Annotated in this window: 17 protein-coding genes and 2 pseudogenes; 13 read left to right on the top strand and 6 right to left on the bottom strand. The window is 35.8% G+C overall.

The window, feature by feature from the left end; genetic code table 11:
- The first annotated feature begins 7 nt into the window (after window positions 1–7).
- The 3 genes from V1L66_RS11340 to V1L66_RS11350 are packed head-to-tail and all read left to right on the top strand — an operon-like array spanning window position 8 to window position 1,994.
- Window positions 8–628 carry a bifunctional transcriptional activator/DNA repair enzyme AdaA gene (locus V1L66_RS11340; protein ID WP_016992945.1) on the top strand — a complete coding sequence of 207 codons (621 nt, stop codon included), beginning with the start codon at window positions 8–10 and terminating at the stop codon, window positions 626–628.
- On the top strand, window positions 612–1,145 hold the full coding sequence (locus tag V1L66_RS11345; protein ID WP_016992946.1) for a methylated-DNA--[protein]-cysteine S-methyltransferase: 534 nt from the start codon (window positions 612–614) through the stop codon (window positions 1,143–1,145). The genes V1L66_RS11340 and V1L66_RS11345 overlap by 17 nt, the downstream gene beginning before the upstream one ends.
- Window positions 1,146–1,175: 30 nt before the next feature.
- A complete protein-coding gene (locus tag V1L66_RS11350; RefSeq protein WP_016992947.1) occupies window positions 1,176–1,994 on the top strand; it encodes a radical SAM protein in 819 nt (272 codons plus the stop codon).
- A gap of 87 nt (window positions 1,995–2,081) precedes the next feature.
- On the opposite strand, the gene V1L66_RS11355 is transcribed toward V1L66_RS11350, so the two are convergent.
- Window positions 2,082–2,231 carry a hypothetical protein gene (locus tag V1L66_RS11355; protein ID WP_016992948.1) on the bottom strand — a complete coding sequence of 50 codons (150 nt, stop codon included), beginning with the start codon at window positions 2,229–2,231 and terminating at the stop codon, window positions 2,082–2,084.
- Between the two features lie 261 nt (window positions 2,232–2,492).
- Between V1L66_RS11355 and V1L66_RS11360 the strand changes: the two genes are divergently transcribed.
- A complete protein-coding gene (locus V1L66_RS11360; protein WP_333004359.1) occupies window positions 2,493–2,942 on the top strand; it encodes a GNAT family N-acetyltransferase in 450 nt (149 codons plus the stop codon).
- 214 nt (window positions 2,943–3,156) lie between these two features.
- Window positions 3,157–5,313 carry an ATP-dependent helicase gene (locus tag V1L66_RS11365; RefSeq protein WP_333004361.1) on the top strand — a complete coding sequence of 719 codons (2,157 nt, stop codon included), beginning with the start codon at window positions 3,157–3,159 and terminating at the stop codon, window positions 5,311–5,313.
- Window positions 5,314–5,377: 64 nt separating this feature from the next.
- On the opposite strand, the gene V1L66_RS11370 is transcribed toward V1L66_RS11365, so the two are convergent.
- The gene (locus V1L66_RS11370; RefSeq protein WP_016995447.1) at window positions 5,378–6,247 is read right to left on the bottom strand and encodes a LysR family transcriptional regulator; all 870 of its coding nucleotides are present in this window, start codon (window positions 6,245–6,247) and stop codon (window positions 5,378–5,380) included.
- Window positions 6,248–6,429: 182 nt separating this feature from the next.
- Here V1L66_RS11370 and V1L66_RS11375 point away from each other — a divergent pair, with 182 nt between their 5' ends.
- Window positions 6,430–7,323 (top strand): DMT family transporter, encoded by an 894-nt coding sequence (locus V1L66_RS11375; protein ID WP_333004364.1) that lies wholly within the window; start codon window positions 6,430–6,432, stop codon window positions 7,321–7,323.
- Between the two features lie 160 nt (window positions 7,324–7,483).
- Here the strand turns inward: V1L66_RS11375 and V1L66_RS11380 are convergent, their stop codons facing one another.
- Both V1L66_RS11380 and V1L66_RS11385 read right to left on the bottom strand, forming a co-directional pair.
- On the bottom strand, window positions 7,484–7,927 hold the full coding sequence (locus tag V1L66_RS11380) for a methyltransferase domain-containing protein (RefSeq protein ID WP_333004366.1): 444 nt from the start codon (window positions 7,925–7,927) through the stop codon (window positions 7,484–7,486).
- A gap of 406 nt (window positions 7,928–8,333) precedes the next feature.
- On the bottom strand, window positions 8,334–8,609 hold the full coding sequence (locus V1L66_RS11385) for a YqhV family protein (protein ID WP_026023565.1): 276 nt from the start codon (window positions 8,607–8,609) through the stop codon (window positions 8,334–8,336).
- Window positions 8,610–8,962: 353 nt separating this feature from the next.
- Here V1L66_RS11385 and V1L66_RS11390 point away from each other — a divergent pair, with 353 nt between their 5' ends.
- From V1L66_RS11390 to V1L66_RS11405, 4 genes and pseudogenes are all read left to right on the top strand, one after another.
- Window positions 8,963–9,673 carry a cytochrome c biogenesis protein CcdA gene (locus V1L66_RS11390; protein WP_333004371.1) on the top strand — a complete coding sequence of 237 codons (711 nt, stop codon included), beginning with the start codon at window positions 8,963–8,965 and terminating at the stop codon, window positions 9,671–9,673.
- Window positions 9,674–9,740: 67 nt separating this feature from the next.
- Window positions 9,741–10,254, top strand: a pseudogene (gene resA / locus V1L66_RS11395) (thiol-disulfide oxidoreductase ResA).
- 504 nt (window positions 10,255–10,758) lie between these two features.
- Window positions 10,759–11,298: a VTT domain-containing protein gene (locus V1L66_RS11400; protein ID WP_333004375.1), complete on the top strand. Its 540-nt coding sequence runs from the start codon at window positions 10,759–10,761 to the stop codon at window positions 11,296–11,298.
- A 125-nt stretch (window positions 11,299–11,423) separates the two neighbouring features.
- A complete protein-coding gene (locus tag V1L66_RS11405) occupies window positions 11,424–12,959 on the top strand; it encodes a multicopper oxidase domain-containing protein (RefSeq protein ID WP_333004378.1) in 1,536 nt (511 codons plus the stop codon).
- A gap of 452 nt (window positions 12,960–13,411) precedes the next feature.
- Here V1L66_RS11405 and V1L66_RS11410 read toward each other — a convergent pair whose 3' ends face one another.
- The gene (locus V1L66_RS11410) at window positions 13,412–14,839 is read right to left on the bottom strand and encodes a serine hydrolase domain-containing protein (protein ID WP_333004379.1); all 1,428 of its coding nucleotides are present in this window, start codon (window positions 14,837–14,839) and stop codon (window positions 13,412–13,414) included.
- 559 nt (window positions 14,840–15,398) lie between these two features.
- Between V1L66_RS11410 and V1L66_RS11415 the strand changes: the two genes are divergently transcribed.
- Complete coding sequence (locus tag V1L66_RS11415) at window positions 15,399–15,893, top strand: NUDIX domain-containing protein (RefSeq protein ID WP_333004381.1); 495 nt, start codon at window positions 15,399–15,401, stop codon at window positions 15,891–15,893.
- 464 nt (window positions 15,894–16,357) lie between these two features.
- On the opposite strand, the gene V1L66_RS11420 is transcribed toward V1L66_RS11415, so the two are convergent.
- Window positions 16,358–16,504: a YrzI family small protein gene (locus tag V1L66_RS11420; RefSeq protein ID WP_081011020.1), complete on the bottom strand. Its 147-nt coding sequence runs from the start codon at window positions 16,502–16,504 to the stop codon at window positions 16,358–16,360.
- Window positions 16,505–17,103: 599 nt separating this feature from the next.
- On the opposite strand from V1L66_RS11420, the pseudogene V1L66_RS11425 reads away from it, so the two are divergent.
- Together V1L66_RS11425 and V1L66_RS11430 are read left to right on the top strand one after the other, a co-directional pair.
- A pseudogene (locus V1L66_RS11425) lies at window positions 17,104–17,447 on the top strand (NUDIX pyrophosphatase).
- Window positions 17,448–17,659: 212 nt separating this feature from the next.
- Window positions 17,660–18,607, top strand: coding sequence for a YafY family protein (locus tag V1L66_RS11430; RefSeq protein ID WP_333004383.1), 948 nt, complete (start codon window positions 17,660–17,662; stop codon window positions 18,605–18,607).
- Window positions 18,608–18,756: the final 149 nt, after the last annotated feature.

Raw genomic sequence — 18,756 nt, forward strand, 5'->3', positions numbered from 1 at the left:
GAGATAAATGCTGGATCCTATGAATGATGAAAATAAAACTTTGAATAATGTAGAAATGATGACAGATGAAAAGTGGCAAGCCATTATCACGAATGATACAGCGTACAACAATCAATTTTTTTATGCTGTCAAGTCAACAGGGATATTTTGTAAACCATCCTGCAAGTCTCGCGTTCCAAAAAAAGAGAATGTATGTATTTTTGCAACTGCAGAACAAGCACTCCGCGCAAATTTTCGCCCTTGTAAACGTTGCAAGCCAACTAATGAAAATTTGCCTGATAGCGAGTGGGTTGATATTATCACAGCATACATTGATCAAAATTTCGCTGAAAAATTAACACTAGAATCTTTAGCAATGATTTGTCATGGGAGTCCCTATCATATGCATCGAACATTTAAAAAGATTAAAGGCATGACGCCCGTTGAGTATATACAACAAGTTCGCGTACACGCGGTTAAAAAGTATTTAATTCAGACGAATAAAGCAATAGGCGATATTGCCCTATGTGTGGGTATGGCGAATGCGCCCTATTTTATTACTTTATTTAAAAAGAAAACTGGTCAGACCCCAGCGCAATTTCGTCAAATGAGAAAAATGGAGGAAATAAATGATGGAAATAAAAAATAAACCAACCCTTTTTTGGTCTTTACTCAAGTTTGAGGATTGGCATTTTTATATTGCTGCTACCTCCAAGGGCCTTGTGTTTGTAGGTTCACAGAACAAACCATTCGAGGAAATGTTTGAATGGGCGAATAAACGCTTTCCAGGAAGTCCTCTTATTGGAGATGAGGAAAAGCTTGCACCCTATGTCCATGAAATCATTCAGTATCTAGCAGGAAAGAGGCAAACCTTCTCTATCCCATTTGAGTACGAAGGTACGCCATTTCAGCTAGCAGTCTGGCAAGCACTTTGTGAAATTCCGTATGGGCAGACCAAATCCTATTCAGACATTGCCCATGCTATCAATAAACCAGCAGCTGTTCGTGCTGTTGGAGCGGCTATGGGTGCTAATCCAGTGTTGCTTACTGTACCGTGCCATCGTGTAACAGGAAAGAATGGCTCTTTAACTGGCTATCGGGGCGGATTAGAAATGAAGAAATTGCTATTGGCCCTTGAAGAGCGAGGTTCGTCTAGCAATGCGTAATACTTGCTACACCTGGAATGGAGGGTCCGTATGAAAAGCGAATTATTCTATAAGCATCCAAAAACCATTTTGAATAAAGGGACTGGCTTTCTTTCTGGCTATACGCATTCACTCAACCCTTATACAGGCTGTTCCTTTGGATGTTCCTATTGCTATGTACGTCAAATGCCTGTATCTCTTTTTCGAGAAGGGGAATGGGGAAGTTGGGTCGATGTTAAAAACGGTGCGGCGCATGTGTTAAAAAAGGAGCTTCATCGTGCTAAAGCCAAAGGGCCTGTAACCATTTTTATGTCCTCAAGTACAGACCCGTATCAGCCAATAGAGCATAAGGAAAAAGTGACGCGATCTTTACTCGAAGTGATGCTAGAGGATCCCCCTGACTTCTTATTTGTACAAACGAGAAGTCCACTTGTCAGTCGAGATATTGATTTGCTGCGACAATTTAAAGATAAAGTACGAGTAAGTTTGACAATTGAAACAGATTCGGAAACGATACGTAAACATTTTACGCCAATGGCACCTCCAATCCAAGCGCGTTTTAAGACATTGGAAAAATTAGCAGCTGCGGACATTCCGACCCAAGTTGCTATCGCTCCCATTTTACCAAGTGGAGAATATTTTCCTTTGAAATTGAAGCAACTCGTCGATCGGATATGTATAGATGACTACTTCATGGGAGATGGCAGTGGTGGAAAACGCACAAGAAAACTTGAGATTGAGAAAAAATACGACCAACTTGGTTTAGAAGAATGGTATGGACCAGATGTATTAAAAAAAGTATACAACCGATTTATTGAAATCTTTCCAGAAAATCATATTTATATAAGTCAGGCTGGGTTTGAGCCGTAAAATGCTGTAATAGATGGATTATAAAAATAGCCCCAATACCCATCTTTACTGAAGTGGGTATTAGGGTTTTTTCACATGATCGTATGATTAACGTTTGTTTTCATTTTGAATTTGACTGAAATCTACTTCTTCAGCAAACTCTTCTCTGTTTTTACGTTCATTGTTAGCATTTTGATTTTGATTCTGCTGTTTTTTGTTGTCTTGCGTTTTATTATTTTTATGTTTATTATTTCCCATTTTCATCTCACCTCCAACACCATTAGTGTGAGTGGAAGATGTTTTTTTATCCGTAGAACTTACAATTAATTCTTCAAGTAATGTGCTTTACTTTATTAAGGAGTACAGTATGACTGAAAATTTACCTAATTTATTTCTTAGACCATCAAAATAATATAAGATGAAAGTAAACAGGCTATATGTTTTAATAACCAGGTATCCGAAGTAATTGTGAAGAATGGTAATGCACCAACAACAGATAGCACTTAAGGAGGTACAGTAGTGAACCAACACAACATAATTATTACGCAATATAACCCCCAATATGCTGAACAAACAGTTGCTATGTGGCGAGATAGTAAGGAACAGGCGATTGGTCAGAAAGAAATTCACACCTTTGAAAGTCATGTATATTTCTTAAATCATCTATTAGCTGAACAGTTTCACATCGATTTAGCGTTAATGGATGAAAAAGTGGTTGGAATGATAGCCTATAACGAAGGCGAAATAAGCCAACTATATATTCATGTCGACTATCAAGGGATGGGCATAGGTCATACATTACTAGATAAAGTAAAAGCACAATCAAATGGGCGATTAACTTTATATACATTTGAGGTTAATGAAAATGCCCAACGATTTTATGAAAAACATGGATTTAAAATCATAGGGAGAGGACATGAAAATGAAGAAAATTTAGCTGATATTCAATATGAATGGATAGCCAAATAAAAGATTTCACTAACGAGCTACTAAAAAGCGTATATACGCTTTTTTTTTGATATGATCTAAAAATGATGAAGAGGCAAATAATCCCCTTAACTGCTATCATCACTCGAATGAGTAGTCGTCAAGCTGCATTTAGTTGCTTTTAATGATCTTAGGAAGTTAATCCATATCATCTGGTATAATAGAAAATAGATTTTTTTAGAACGGAGTAATTGATATGAATGCAGCGCAAAAAGCATTTTTTGAGGAAAAGGAGCGGTCACTTGGCGTTTATCTAAATGATGTGCAGAAGCAGGCGGTGTTGCAGACGAATGGACCGCTGCTACTACTGGCATCTCCTGGTTCAGGAAAAACGACGACGATTATTATGCGTATTGGCTATATGATCGAGGCGCTTGGTGTCAAACCTGCTCGCATCAAGGCTGTCACATTTAGTAAGGCATCAGCAAATGATATGAAGGCACGTTTTGCAAAGTTTTTTCCGCATTTGCCACCAGGTGAATTTTCGACGATTCATAGTTTAGCATTTCAAGTTGTGCGGGAGACACTTGAACGTCAGGGCATTTCTTATGGGATTATGGAAGAAGCGGATCAGCCTGGTGTTATGTCAAAAAAACGAGTGCTTCGTGAGATTTTTGAACAATTAAATGGCTCGAAAATTACGGAAGATCAGTTAGACGAGCTACTGACGTACATAACGTTCATCAAAAATAAAATGCTGCCAGAACAGGAATGGGCAATTGCAGAAGTAAAGGTGCCAAAAAAAGTCGAGATTTTACATCGATATGAGGAATATAAGCGCACAGCTAGTGACCGTTTGCTCATTGATTTTGATGATATGCTGTTAATGGCGAATGATATTTTTACGAAAAATCGAGAGGTATTGGCGCAATATCAACGTCGATACGATTTTTATTTAACAGATGAAAGTCAGGATACATCGCCAGTTCAACACGCGATCATCGAGAAGCTCGTCGCAGTCCATCAAAATTTATGCGTTGTTGCCGATGAGGATCAGGCTATTTATAGCTGGCGAGGTGCAGAGCCAGATTATTTGTTGAATTTCCAAAAGATTTATCCAGAGGCACATGTTTTACTAATGACACAAAACTATCGTTCATCTGCCTCGATTGTAGAGCCAGCCAATCTATTCATTCAGCGCAATAAAAAACGATATAACAAACAAATGTTTACGCAAAATCCTGCAGCAGAGCCAATCTCATTTAAAATCCTTGAGAATTATAGCTTACAGGCGAAATATGTAGTGAACCAGTTAAAAAGCTTGTCTAAGCCTGGCTCAACGGCTGTTTTATATCGAAATAATACGTCAGCCATTCCACTTATGGACGCGTTAGACAGAGCGGGCTTGCCTTTCTATATGAAAGATTCGACCATTCGCTTTTTTACGCATTGGGTTGTGGAGGATATTATGAACTTCATGCGTCTAGCGTACAATACAAAAAATATCTCAATATTTGAAAAAGTTTACAGAAAAATGAATGCTTATCTTACACCAACGCAATTAAAGGCACTGCAGAAAGTGCAGGAGGATGGCTGTGTATTCACACGATTGTTAGAGCATGTGGAATTAAAGGAATATCAGCCAGAATATATTAAGCGAATTCGCAAAACGTATGATAGCATTCAATTTGATCAAACAACACCAACAGCCATGCTAGAGCATATCCGTTATGACTTTGGTTATGAGCGTGCCTTAAAGAAAATGAGCGAGGACCTCGGTTTTAATTATGAAAATTTACTAGATATTGTGGATGTACTTGGGCTAATTGCTCGCCATACGTCGACGATGACTGAATTTGCGGGTCGTTTGAAGTACCTTGAAAATTTAGCACGTACATCTCATCTGAAAAATGAAAAGAATGCCATTACACTAACAACCTTACACAGTTCAAAGGGCTTGGAATTTGACCGTGTGTATTTGATTGACTTAATTGATGGGATTTTACCTAGTGAGACGGAAGAAGCGATAGAGGAAGAAACAAGGCTCTTTTATGTCGGTATCACACGTGCAATTCGCCATTTGGAATTAATTTCGTACAACAAGCGCTTTAAAGCAAGTGTGGTGCCATCGATGTTTATGAACGCGTTAAAACAAATCGTCTCACCTCAGGAGTTGCCAAAGAAAGCGTCGAAAAGTCCAAGGAAAGCACCGAAGCAATACCGTAATGATCGGACAATTACAACGGAGTCAGCGCTAATCGTCGGCTCCAAGGTAAAGCATGTGATGTTTGGAGAAGGCGAAATTTTGGCCATCACAAGTAGCACGATCAAATTGTCATTTGATGCAGGGATAAAGCAGTTTATGACGGATACATGTTTACAGCAAGGCTATTTAGAAGCGGTGGAGGATTAATGCAGCGTATTCGAGATTTTTTCGAATACGCTTTTTTCGTAGTGCAAAATAATAGCTAAACTTCTTATTTTCTCTTTCGATAGGATAAATATTCTATAAATCTCTTTGCTGCAAGTGAAAGCGATTTTTGCTCTCTCATCGCAATTCCAATAGTTCGAAAAGCAGGGATCTCAAGCTCTTTCGCGATAATTTGGTAGGGAATGCGTTCTAAAATCAGTTCAGGTAATATACTGATTCCTAATCCATTTTCCACCATGGACATAATGGCGTAGTCGTCCCATGTTGTAAAAGAAATTTGCGGCGAGATACTGTGCCTGTCGAAAATTTCGGAGATTTCCGCTTTTGCGCCTTTTTCTAAAAGCATGAATGGACTGTTCAATAGTTCACTTATAGGAAATTTATCGCAATCAGCGAGAGGATGATCTTCAGGAATGACTACCAACAAACGGTCTTGCTCCACAAAGATTGTTTCCATTTCCGCTTTTGTTGGCAGTCGTAAAAATCCAAAGTCGACCCTACCTTGGATAATCCAGCTTTCGATTTCGGTGTAATCTCCTAATAGTAACTCGAAATCAATCCCTGGATAATCCTGCTTAAAGAATTTGATCATATATGGTAGCCAATGTGTTGCTACACTAGAAAATGTACCAATTCGGATGATTCCTGATTGGATATCATGTAAGTCTTCGATCTGCATCATTAACATTTCATGCTCATTACATATACGCTGTAATTGGGGCAGTAACTTTAAGCCATCAGATGTTAAACTGATTCCGGCACGACCTCGTTCAAAAAGGGAAATTCCCCATTCTAATTCTAAATCGTTAATCATACGGCTGATGCCGGACTGTGTATAGTTTAATGCATCAGCAGCTCTTGTAAAGCTCCCATATTCTACTGCTTTGACAAAGGCCATATATTTTTGGATATTCATAACGCTATCTCCCTTGCATGCTATTTTGTTATGTATCCCATGACAAACATTCAATTTTGTAATACATATAAGTATGCTATGCTATTCCCATTACAAAAGCAAGTGGAGAGGGAGTGGAAGAAGAGAGAGGAAAAAGCACCTAAGAGTACCTATTAAATTGCGGTAGGTTAGGGGAGTAAATCATGAAATCTAAATTTCAATTTATCGTATCGATGATTATTTTTGGCACAATCGGTTTAGTTGTGCGTTACATTGATTTAGCGGCGAGTGAAAGAGCTTTACTAAGTAGTTTACTAGGATGCTTATTTTTACTCCTAATCTTCTCCATAATGAAGAAAAAAATATCCTGGAATTTAGTAAAATCGAATGCTTTATTTTTGATTCTCTCAGGCGTTGCATTGGGAGGAAACTGGATTTTTCTCTATCAATCCTACGACCACACGTCACTTGCCAATGCCACACTAGGATATTACTTTGCGCCAGTATTTGTAATGATTCTTTCACCTGTTGTACTTAGGGAACAATTATCCATTAAAAAAATAATATGCATTGTCATAGCAATTATCGGGATGATAATGATTGTAGGAGAAGGGGTGGGTGCAACGGAATCAGATGATGTTCTTGGACTTACCTTTGGATTGATGGCAGCTGCTTTTTATGCGGCATTGTTACTGTTAAACAAATTTATTAAAGAGATGGACAAGCTAGAGCTGACCATTATTCAACTTGGAACGACTGCATTATTACTGCTGCCGTATGTTTTTTTGACAGAAGGCTTTGGGGTCTTTGGATTATCAAGCGCATCTATTCCTTTTATTTTAATTTTAGGTATCGTTAATACAGGGATTGGATTTTGGTTGTTTTTCTCGGGAATGGAAAAATTGAAAGGGCAGAGTATTGCGATGCTCAGTTATGTCGATCCTTTTGTAGCAATATTGATTTCTGCAATGATATTGCAAGAGCAAATGACCCTAGTACAAATTATCGGCGGGGTATTCTTATTAGGTTCCACATTTGTTAGCGAAATTCGATCCTTTAACTTTTCAAAACAACTCATGAAAAAACAAATAGAGTAACAATTTATCACGGGAGACTTAAATCGATAGTACATGGTATTCAACGTTTATAAGGTTATTCAATTACTAAGACAACAATCAGCCAATTCATGGTGGCTGACTGTTGTTTTTAAACTCTTGATAAGATGCTTGAGCTTCTTGGATGAGTTTCTCCAAAACGTTAAATATGCCCTTCAGAAAGTTTAAGAACTTCAATATATCTATACATACCCTTTAACATAACAGATTCATCTCTTATAATTCTGAGCCTTTGATCATTTTGTTTAAACAACTCCTCAAAACTTCGACCAATATCTGTTCCTAACATACTTATAAATGGCCCTACCAATTTTTTTGTTAGCGTTAGTTTTTGATTTTTAGGAGCAAATTTATCAAAGATAAGAATTCTACCATCCTTCTTTAAAACTCTTATCATCTCTTCAAAGCATTTATTTTCATTAGGAACCACAGAAAGAATTAAACTAGCTACAATATAGTCAAATGATTCATCTGCAAAAGACATTTTTTGAGCATTCATTTCTAAAAAATTGAATATATAGGGAAGGATGCAGGAGATTTGAGTTATGTAAGGAAATAGGTGTTCCTTAACTACAGAGAAAATCAAAGAGAGAGGAACATCTTTACTAATACCTTGTAGTGCAATGTTAAATCTGAATAGAATTTAAAAATGGGTTACTGAGGTAATGTAACCCATATTGAGGGAGGTTGTGACGGTCAACCAACGCCACAACCGGATAAGTGCGTGCGAAACACTTAATATAAATTTGTGTAAGTAAAGGCTAATTATACATAAAAAAAAGCAGCGTCGTCACACGCTACAGAATAATTATTTTTTTAATGGACTGATGATTCATAAAAGAGTTTAACAAATGAATGGAATCATGCTATAAAATAAATGTTCGATACAGAAGAAAACTTGGGTCCAAAAGGTTGTTAAGATCAATCTACTTACTAATATTTTCGCCAAAATCATATTCTGACACTTGTATGATTTTGGTGAATTTTAGTATTTACTTTATATGTGAGCTAAGAATAATTAGTGTTATACCCGTAAATAAGCAAATGATTCTCGTCACAGGAATTTTATCAGCTAGTCCAAATAATGCAATTGCCGTCGTGACGATTAAAACTGTTGGACCAACCAAAGCAAGCATTGTATTAATATAAAATGCTTTTTCTAAATTATTCAGCTTTAGCATCAACAATCCAGCACTTACTTCAATACTCCCAGACAATACACGTAAAATAACCATAGCAAGAACCGACTTTTCAATAATTGTCATCATCCTATCTTTATAGAAAATTTCGTTTATAATAAAATTCCATCATGAATAGAATAATAGATTTTTGTTTGTATGAAATACTAAAATCAATATATGTCTGACTCCTATCTAATATTCTTGTTAGATTATGCTTTAAACCCAGGAATATAATGAAAAATTTATTCTATGCTAAATGAGCTGTGTTTCTATAGTTGAAACACGGCTCATTTTTATTTTTAATCCTAATTTAAATTAATGATCAAATAGAAAGGTATCAACAATACATTTCCATATAACTCAGCATATGCATATATTCTCCATATTTATAGTCTATACTTTATTTTCAAACTGACTATAGAAAGGTTGAGTGAGCGTATTTGTTAGAACAATTAAATTTACTTCTTGCATTTGGTGCTGGATTATTATCATTTGTATCACCTTGTTCATTACCATTGTATCCAGCTTTTCTATCTTATGTGACAGGAATATCCTTTAATGAACTAAAAGAAGAAAAAGGGATTTTGAGGCGAAAATCTCTGATACATACCCTGCTTTTTTTACTTGGTTTTTCTATTATTTTTATGGCACTAGGTTTTTCAACTTCTTTTATCGGACAGATTTTTATTCAGTATAAAGAGTTCCTAAGACAAATTGGAGCAATTATCATGGTCTTTTTTGGATTAGTTATTCTAGGTTTTTTTAAAATCGATATTTTACAATCTGAAAAAAAGATTCATTTTAAAAAAAGGCCCAAAGGATATTTTGGTTCGGTACTGATTGGAATGGGTTTCGCAGCAGGATGGACACCTTGCACTGGACCAATTCTTGCAGGAGTAATAGCTTTAGGAGTGTCTGATCCTGAGAAGGGGATGTTGTACATGCTATTTTATGTGCTAGGTTTCTCTATACCTTTCCTTATAATGTCTTTATTTATCGGAAAAATGAAGTTTCTTCAAAGAAAAAATGGACGGTTTATGAAAATAGGTGGTGCAATAATGATTGTTATGGGAATTTTATTGTATTTTGATATGATGACTAAAATTATTGCGTTTTTAACACCGATTTTTGGAGGGTTTACTGGTTTCTAGTTTTACATCATTTAAGAGAGGAAGGAACTCAACTTAATTATGGATAAAAAAAAAGAGAAGATTTCTTATGCGTTCAATTCTATTAATTGTATTATTTGGGGCAATATTCTTCACAGTCTATACAACTTTAACTCAAGATAAAAATGAAGTATTAAAAATAGGGACAATGCTCCAAATTTTACTCTAGTTGATATGCATGGGTGATAAACATAATTTGGAAGAATACAAAGGACAAGGCGTCTTTTTAAACTTTTGGGGGACTTGGTGCAAACCTTGCGAAAGAGAATTTCCAATTATAGATAGATATTATAATGAATATAAAGAAAAAGGTATACAGGTATTAGCTATAAATATAGCAGAATCCGACTTCGTGGTTCAAAATTATATCGACCGAAAAGGGCTAACTTTTCCGGTTTTAATAGATAAAAATAAAAGTGTAATGGAAGCATATAATATCAATCCATTACCAACGACTATTCTTATTAATTCTGAGGGGACAATGGACAATAGAAAAAATAATCACTGGAGAAATGAAAGAACAAGATATAAAGAATTACATGGAACTAATTCTACCAGACTAAATAATTATAGTTGCTACATTTACAAAATGAAAGGGATGAAAGGGGGAAACTGCGAGAATTGATTCCGCAGAAGAAACTTATCTTCTCCGTAAGATGTTTGACGAGTCGATTTTGACAAATTGAACATCTTTTTTATGTAGACACTAGCAATTGTCAAAGCCGCTAATAATTTTATCACAGAGAGAACGTTAGATTTACAAGCAAAAAATTTTAGTGGAAGTACAATAAAAGAAATAACAAATTATTTAACAGGGAATACCAGTCATCACCAAAGATTGAAGGGGGATGGATACAGGTGAGTCCCATCAAACTTAAATTTACATACAATGGTACTATTATCTGTGGGAAATGATAGGAAATAATGCATCTACGTAAGGGAATTAAAATATTGGATAAGGGAGCATTTTTTAATAGCTATGACGCATTAGGCGAACAGGCAGTTGTTGTTTATTAACAATAGTTCCTTATATGCAAGTAATAGGTTAAAAAAGATAGCGTTGAATCATGGAAGAAAAATTACTTCAATTACTAGAACAATCGGGATTATTTGCAATTTTGGTTAGTTTAATGATAAATACTTTGGTAAGTATTATAGGTGTACTACCAAGTGTTTTTGTTACAGCTGCTAACCTTGTGTTTTTTGGCGTATTCAACGGTTTGCTGATTTCTATTATCGGTGAATCAATTGGTGCAGTTATTAGCTTTATTTTATTTAGAAAAGGAATCAATAAATGGAAAAGACCGTTTGTATTGCACCCTAAACTTTTAAAATTAAAGGAGTTGGAAGGATCTGATGCATTTTGGATAATTGTTAGTTTAAGGATTTTACCTTTTATGTCATCAGGTCTTGTGACTTTTACTAGTGCATTTTCTAAGGTGTCTTTAGGCACATTTGCGCTTGCTAGTACTATTGGAAAAATACCAGCCTTAATCTTTGAAGCAGGAGCCGTATATGGTTTTATGCAAGTAAATTTAATAGGGAAAATTGTAATAAGTATCTTATTAATGTCAATTATCATTTTGATTTGGAAAGTTAAGAAGTAAAAAAAGTCATATCAATGTTTTCTTAGATAGAGTGGTTAATACTTGTCTCATTTAATTACAAATCCATAATTTCTCCATACTTCTTTGTTATAGTGCCTATGTAAAGAATAAAAGGAGGAAACATAATGAAATCTAAACTTTTGATTGCTTCATTATTGGTAGGCGCTATTATAATTGGGGGATGTAGTGCGGGTAATTCGGAATCTAATAATAATTCAAATATGGACCATTCTACTATGTCTGGTATGGACCATTCCAATATGAGTAATGAAGAAATGAAAAACATGGAGGGTATGGATAATAAAGATAGTAGCATGGAAAATGGTCATGCGAGTCATAACAATCCATTAGCATTAAATAATTCAACTGGGGAAAATGAGCTTGCGCTCCCACCTATAATTGAACCTAAAAATGGAATTGTTGATATTACTGCTCAACAAGGTACGACAGAAATTTTTAAGGGAACTAAAACAGAGACATATGGATATAATGGTTCTTTTTTAGGGCCAATCATTCGTATTCATAAAGATCAAACGGTAACGTTTAGAACTAAAAATGATTTATCTGAACCAACAACATTTCACTGGCATGGATTAGAAATCCCTGGTAATGGTGATGGCGGTCCACATCAAGTCTTAGAGCCAGGTGTAACAGAAGATGTGAATTTTACAGTTAATCAAGGAGCATCTACGCTGTGGTTCCATCCACATCCAGAAGGTGCTACAGCAGAGCAAGTATATAAAGGTTTAGCGGGCTTAATTTATATTGATGATGAAAATTCGCAAAAAATCAATTTACCAAATGAGTATGGTGTGAATGATTTTCCGTTAGTATTCCAAGATAGACAATTTACTGAAGAAAAGCAATTAAATTATCAAGCAGTGCTGAATGAAGATGGTACAATAGGGGATACTTTGTTAATTAATGGTACCTTAAATCCTAAACTTACTGTTGGTAAAGAAAAAGTAAGACTACGATTATTAAACGGTTCTAATGCTCGTAATTATACGTTTAAATTGAATAATGGAGCTACATTCCAACAAATTGCTACTGATGGAGGTTTCTTAAATCAACCAACTGATATGAAAGAAATTACCTTAACACCAGGTGAGCGAGCAGAGGTAATAGTGGATTTTTCAAAGATGGATGACAAAACTGATATAGCATTAATAAATGAAGAAGGAATTACCCTTTTACCATTTAAAATTGAACAAAAAGCTGCAAGTACAAGTAACATTGCACAAAAGTTAAATGATTTTGGTGTTACGGAAGAGGAAAAAACCTTACCAGTTACAAAGAAACTTGAACTTTTTGGTATGGGCACAATGGTTTCAATCAATGGTTCACAGTTTGATATGAATCGCATTGATTTCACTCAAAAACAGGGAGATACTGAAATTTGGGAAATTTATAATAAACCTGATATGATGGGTGGCATGACACATCCTTTCCACATACATGGCACTCAATTTAAAATCGTGTCGATTGATGGGAAAGAACCGCCTTTAAATTTAAAAGGGTGGAAGGATACGGTTTCAGTTGAAGCTGGTCAAACAGTTAAATTAGCAGTGAAGTTCAATAATAAGGGCATTTACATGTTCCATTGCCATGTCCTTGAACATGAAGAAAATGGGATGATGGGTCAAGTTGAAGTAAAATAAAAATAGTTTAAAAACCTCCATATATTTGGAGGTTTTTTAGATGTCATTCAAGAGTGGATTTTAAACGACTTAAAACACCAGATAAAGCCATTTCGAGCCATTTAAATGCTTTCTGTTGCTTTAAAGACTTCTAGGATACGACCTTTTTGTAACTTAACAATTAAATAAGCTACCATTAGTCTGAAAACTAATTTTTGTTCAACAAACGGGCAAGCTTGTTGAATAACAGTCTTTTAAGAAATGTTACCTAACGACGCTTTTGTAAAAATAATATTGTTGTTTTTATTCCACGAACAGAGCAGGTTAGTGGAAGCAATAGTAATTAGGTTTGATTGGGAAAATTGTCGATGGTATTAAAAAAACACCGAAGTGCCTTATGTTTTTCAAATTAAGCATACCAATAAATTGAAATTTAATTACTTAACATTATGTTAACTTGGGAGCGAGGCATTTTATCGGTGCGTGTATACAAACCATGTAATGCTGGCTGTTAATAATGCTGACGAAATCAACGCTGTAAGAATACTATATGTTTGCCAAATAAGTATCGTTGACCAATCGATAGCATAGCACAGTATACCAAGGACAATCGTAGCCATCAGGAAAATAACTGTTATGATTATTCTCTTTTTTGTCATTGGCTGTCTCTTATTCATTTTCTTTTTTCGTAATCCTAAGAGAAATAGCAGAACAGCCAATAGGCAAAGAATAATAGTGATAGACGACAAAATGATATCCAAAAGCTGTGTGCCACTTATTTCATATGACTGAGTTAGATTGCCGTCTAATATATCTTTAACTTTTAGTACCAAGTTTATATTGGTATTTGCGCCGTTGCTCAGCAAGCAGACGGCTGTTCTGTCATTTAGCAGTATGGCTACTTCGGTTCGGAAATTTGGATTGCCCCCAGTGTGTTCGATAATTGTTTGGTCGGCGTTTACCGACCAGCCTGCCGCATAATACATATCGTTGACAGCCGAGACAGACATATCACCCCTATGTGATTTTTCGATAACCGTGTGAAATATTTCGGGTATGTCCTGCACAATACCCATCTGTATGCCCATCCAACGTGCCATATCTTTTGTATTAGAAATGATGTAGCCTGCGAGTTTGTTCCCAGCATAATCCGGAGCTTTAAATGGAGTTGTCATAAAAAAGGAAGAACGGTAGCCTTGTGCCAACTGTCCAGTGGCTTGGGCATCTTCTTTATAAACATACGTCTGGTAAAGACCTAACGGCTGAAATACTTGTTCCTTCATAAAGTCTTCATAGCTTTGTTGCGACACAATCTCAATAACCAAACCCAATACGTCATAATTAACGGTTCCATAGTTATACTGTTCACCAGGAGGGAACGCCAATTCAGCATCTACGAGCATTTCCACAGTCTTTTGCAACATATCCGGTGTATTGCCTTGTGGAATATTTTGAGTATGCCTAATATTTGTTAGACCACTGGTATGGTGAAGAAAGTTATTTAGTGTAAGGCTTTGCGTATCAACAGGTTTTCCTTGATACTTTAACGTAAACCAAGGTAAATATTTTTGCACAGGGTCCGTCATTGAGAGCAGCCCTTGCTCTTCCAACAGCATAATACCCATACCAGTAAAAGCTTTACTGACTGAGGCTAACTCATAGAGTGTATTTTCACTTGCAGTCAACCCCTTTTCACGGTCAGCATACCCTGAAGAAAAGTAGAACACTTCATCATCGACAATTATTGAGATTGAAATTCCTGGCACACCTGATATACGAGAGGCATCATCTAGCAACGCTTGTATTGCCGCAGATTTCGAATCTGACAGTGCATAACTTTGTGTTGTGGATCCTAAGAATAATATAATTATCATTAATACAACAACAATAATCTTTTTCATAAACACTCCTTTTTGAAAAATTATAAGAGAATAATATAAATAACATACTTTTACAACTACTAAACTAAATTATAACTTATCTTTCTATTCACCTTTATAATATTAAGTAAAATGTGAAGAGTTACATTTAACGAACAAATACGTTAGTTCAATAAGAAAAACGATCTTCAACAATAGGGTGAGATTCTGTAATAAGGATTAGCGCTCGTTTCATTAAAGGGCCAGATTGTGGAATACAAGTTGTAAAACAATCAAGAAATCTATTACCATGAGAGAGGCTTTGCTGATAAGACTTTTCAATCTACTAGATGACGAGAACTCGAATAAGAGTCAGAAGCCTCATTCTTTTAAACGGACCAATATGCAAATTCCAAATATATTCTATTGGCATAAGAATGGTTACTCGTAATATATTCTACAATTGATGCAACATAAAGAACTTATATTTACCACGTTTTAAAATCTATTTCCGGTTTGTTGTATAAGAGGGATTTTTGAAACAGTGTAGAAAGTTAATATTAGGTGATAAATTGCATTTAACAGGAGATGGGATAGATATATGCAGACGATTTTTGTAGACTGGGGTGGAAATAATGTGAAGCTAACTTGGATGCCTCGAATGAAATTAACAGAATCTTTCATAGTGACGAGTGTTCATGCAGTGTGCTTTAGAGATGGGAAAGTGTTATTATCACAAATAAAAAATCGAGGGTTTAATTATCCAGGTGGACACGTAGAGATTGGGGAGAACGTAGAAGAAGCTATACTACGCGAAACATATGAAGAGGGGTATGTAAAGGGAACAATTAAATACATAGGTTCAATTGAAGTAAGCCATAAAGAAAATCTGTCCTTTGATTCAAGTGGAAAATATCCATTGATTGCTTATCAGGCATTTTTTAGAATGGATGTTACCGAATGCTTACCTTTTCTCCGAGAACATGAATCATCTGCTCGAATTTGGGTAGAACCCTCTGAAATACCATTTGTAATTAATGACCATAAACTTTCAAAATTAATCTTAGACGATGCGTTAACCTTTTGTTCTTCTTAAACTAACGTGTGCTTTAATTTAATAACAACGATCTTCAACAATCGGACTCTTTCCTGGAAAAAGGAAAGCTCATTGTTCAGTTTAAGGGCTATTTAATTGAATAACGTTTTTAAAGGAATTATGTTGAAAATTAGGTTAGTTGGAAAAGTAATGTACTTAACTAACTGGGAAGGTTAAAGTAATAAGGATTTAATGAATTTCTAAGCAAGAAGGGTTATCGCTGTGTAGTCTGGAATAGTTAGTTTATAAGTTTCTTTTTAACTTAATTAACATTGCGATTGGAGTAAGCAACCCGTCCTAGATTAGAACGGGTTAGCTCATCTGAGATTATAAAATTAGCTATATTATCACTTTATATTACTTCATCTGGTGGTTGTGTCTTTCTCCAGCCATAAAACTGCATAACGTCTTTTGATCATATAAAACATTCAATTCCCACCTTTCATGTTTTTTAATTAACAAGATTAATATTGACGAATACGAATATAATCGTCAATTTTTTTTCGGTTCTCTTCAAAGATTTTTTTCACGTATTCATCATGAAGTGCTTTCTCAAGAGAGACCTTACGTTTTGTAATAGTTATCGTGAGCGCAAAAAAGTTTAATATCATTTATTATCACCTCCTTAAAGTGCCATGAAAAATAAAAAAACCGCAGAGAGACTCCTCTACGGTGAAAAAAGGCACAAAAATACCGCAGGGGCACACTTCTCCCTGCGGTATGGGTATGCTTATTTACAAAAAAAACCTTAAGCGATCCATTCCGATGCGGTCGAATGTGTGATTTTCATTTTTAATGAAGTTGTAGCTACCAATGACATCAATTTAACGATAACGATCATTTTATTCGACCTCCTTAAGAATTTTTTGTTTACTTTGTAAGTATATCTAAATTTAAGTTGTTTGTAAACATCTTTTACAAAGCTTTCCTAATTATTGAAGTGTGAGCTGTTATGGATGCTACGATACATGGGGGGAATCCAAATCCAGTAATTTCTACAGGGATATAATTACAAAATGAATAAGTATTAGCAGATCATAAAGTATGGTATCCCAACTATAAATACGAAAGAAAATTACAGTTTTGGGTGGTGGCCATTCTGTTATTGCTAGCACTTGCGGAATTACAAGTAGAGAATTCTGCAACAAAGCTAGTGTGGAATGCGTAAAAAGTCTGTAGAAAAAGCCTATAGGTCGAAGAAAAAGATGCTTTGGCCAGCACATGGCGCACTCGGTGTTTACTTTCACGAGTTGAATATGCAATTTTTAAGAGAAGTGATTATGGATATTGGCAGGGATTAGCTGGTGCTGAAGAAGAGGGTGAGACTCCTACTAAACGAGAAGCATTTGAAGAAGCTGGCTTTACAAGAGATTATCCATATATTGCATTAGATTCTAGTTCTTCACTAGCAGTAGAAGATGTAGTTGGGAATTTCCTTTGGGGACAAGTCGTTTAAGTATTAAAAGAATTTTCATTTGGTGTTAAAGTTCCTACAAAAGATATATCATTATCCAAAGAGCATGTTTTGAAGAGGCAGTAACACTTTTGAAATAGGATAGCAATAAAACGGCGTTATGGGAGGTTATTAAATCTGATTAACACCAAACATATGAAAGAAAATATTTAAGCTAAAACGGGTGCTTTGCTTGAAGAACACGGAGTTGCATAGGCAGCTCATTTTTAGGAATACAGCTTCAATATTGCTTGCTGTTATTCAATTATTGGGCAAGTACTGTAATAGAATGCTGAAATTGTGGAGGAAAAAAATGAATAAAACGGAGAGGCAGCTTGCGATCACGCTTGAATTACAGCGAAGCAAAACATTGAGAGCAGAAGATTTAGCTTCTCAATTTGAGACAAGTGTACGTACGATATATAGGGATATTCAAGCACTAAGTGAGGCTGGGGTTCCCATTTTAGGCGCCCCTGGTCAGGGTTATTCCTTAATGGAAGGATATTTTCTACCCCCGGTTAGGTTCACAGCAGAAGAGGCCGTCTCCCTGCTCATGGGAGCTGATTTTATCGAGCAAAGGTTGGATACAGATTATGGTATTAATGCAAGGTCCGCTAAACGCAAAATCGAGGCTACTTTGTCGGAGTCAGTTCGTAATGAGTCAAGGCTTGTTCGGGAAACAATGCGACTGCTTCATATAGGTGAGCAGTCAACTGAAGAGCGGGTAAAAACGTATCTTAATCAAGTTCGCGATGCAATTTTGAAACAGTGCAAAATCAGTTTTATGTATATTAAAAAAATGCCAGGAACAGATGGAAATCGGAAAAATAAACGTGTGGTCTCTCCATATGGATTAACACTTGTCCATGAAAATTGGGTTTTACTAGCATACTGTGATATGAGGCAAGAAATGCGACATTTCCGTTTGTCCCGGATGTCCGACCTTTCTGTGTTGGAAGATCAATTTCTTCTACCAAATGATTTTGACCTAAGTAGCTATCGGCCACCTGACAATCGAGATGAAAGAATAATAATGAGGGCAAACCCCGAAATTGCCGACAAAATCATTGAGGCAGTTAATTTTTATATTGAATCCATTGAGGAGCGGAAGGAGGATCTAATCTTTCAATTTCGTGTTCGATATCCAGAGGAACTATTACATCATTTACTTGGCTGGGGCGGAGATATTGAGGTGATTGAGCCGAAGTCTTTACGCTTCAAGATTCGGGAAGTAGCGAAAAAAATTTTAAAACACTACTGACATACACCTGTCAGTAGTGTCAGACTGTAGACAAAAGCCCATCGAGAAGTTCACTCTCGATGGCTTTTGTCATTTTTCTTCCTATGTCATTTTCAAAAATTGGAAAATTACTGCCGATTCCAACATACTTTTCGAGCATAGTTGCTCTT

It is taken from the genome of Lysinibacillus sp. IITD104, from assembly GCF_036698265.2.
In the GTDB taxonomy this organism is placed as follows: Bacteria; Bacillota; Bacilli; order Bacillales_A; family Planococcaceae; genus Lysinibacillus; species Lysinibacillus boronitolerans.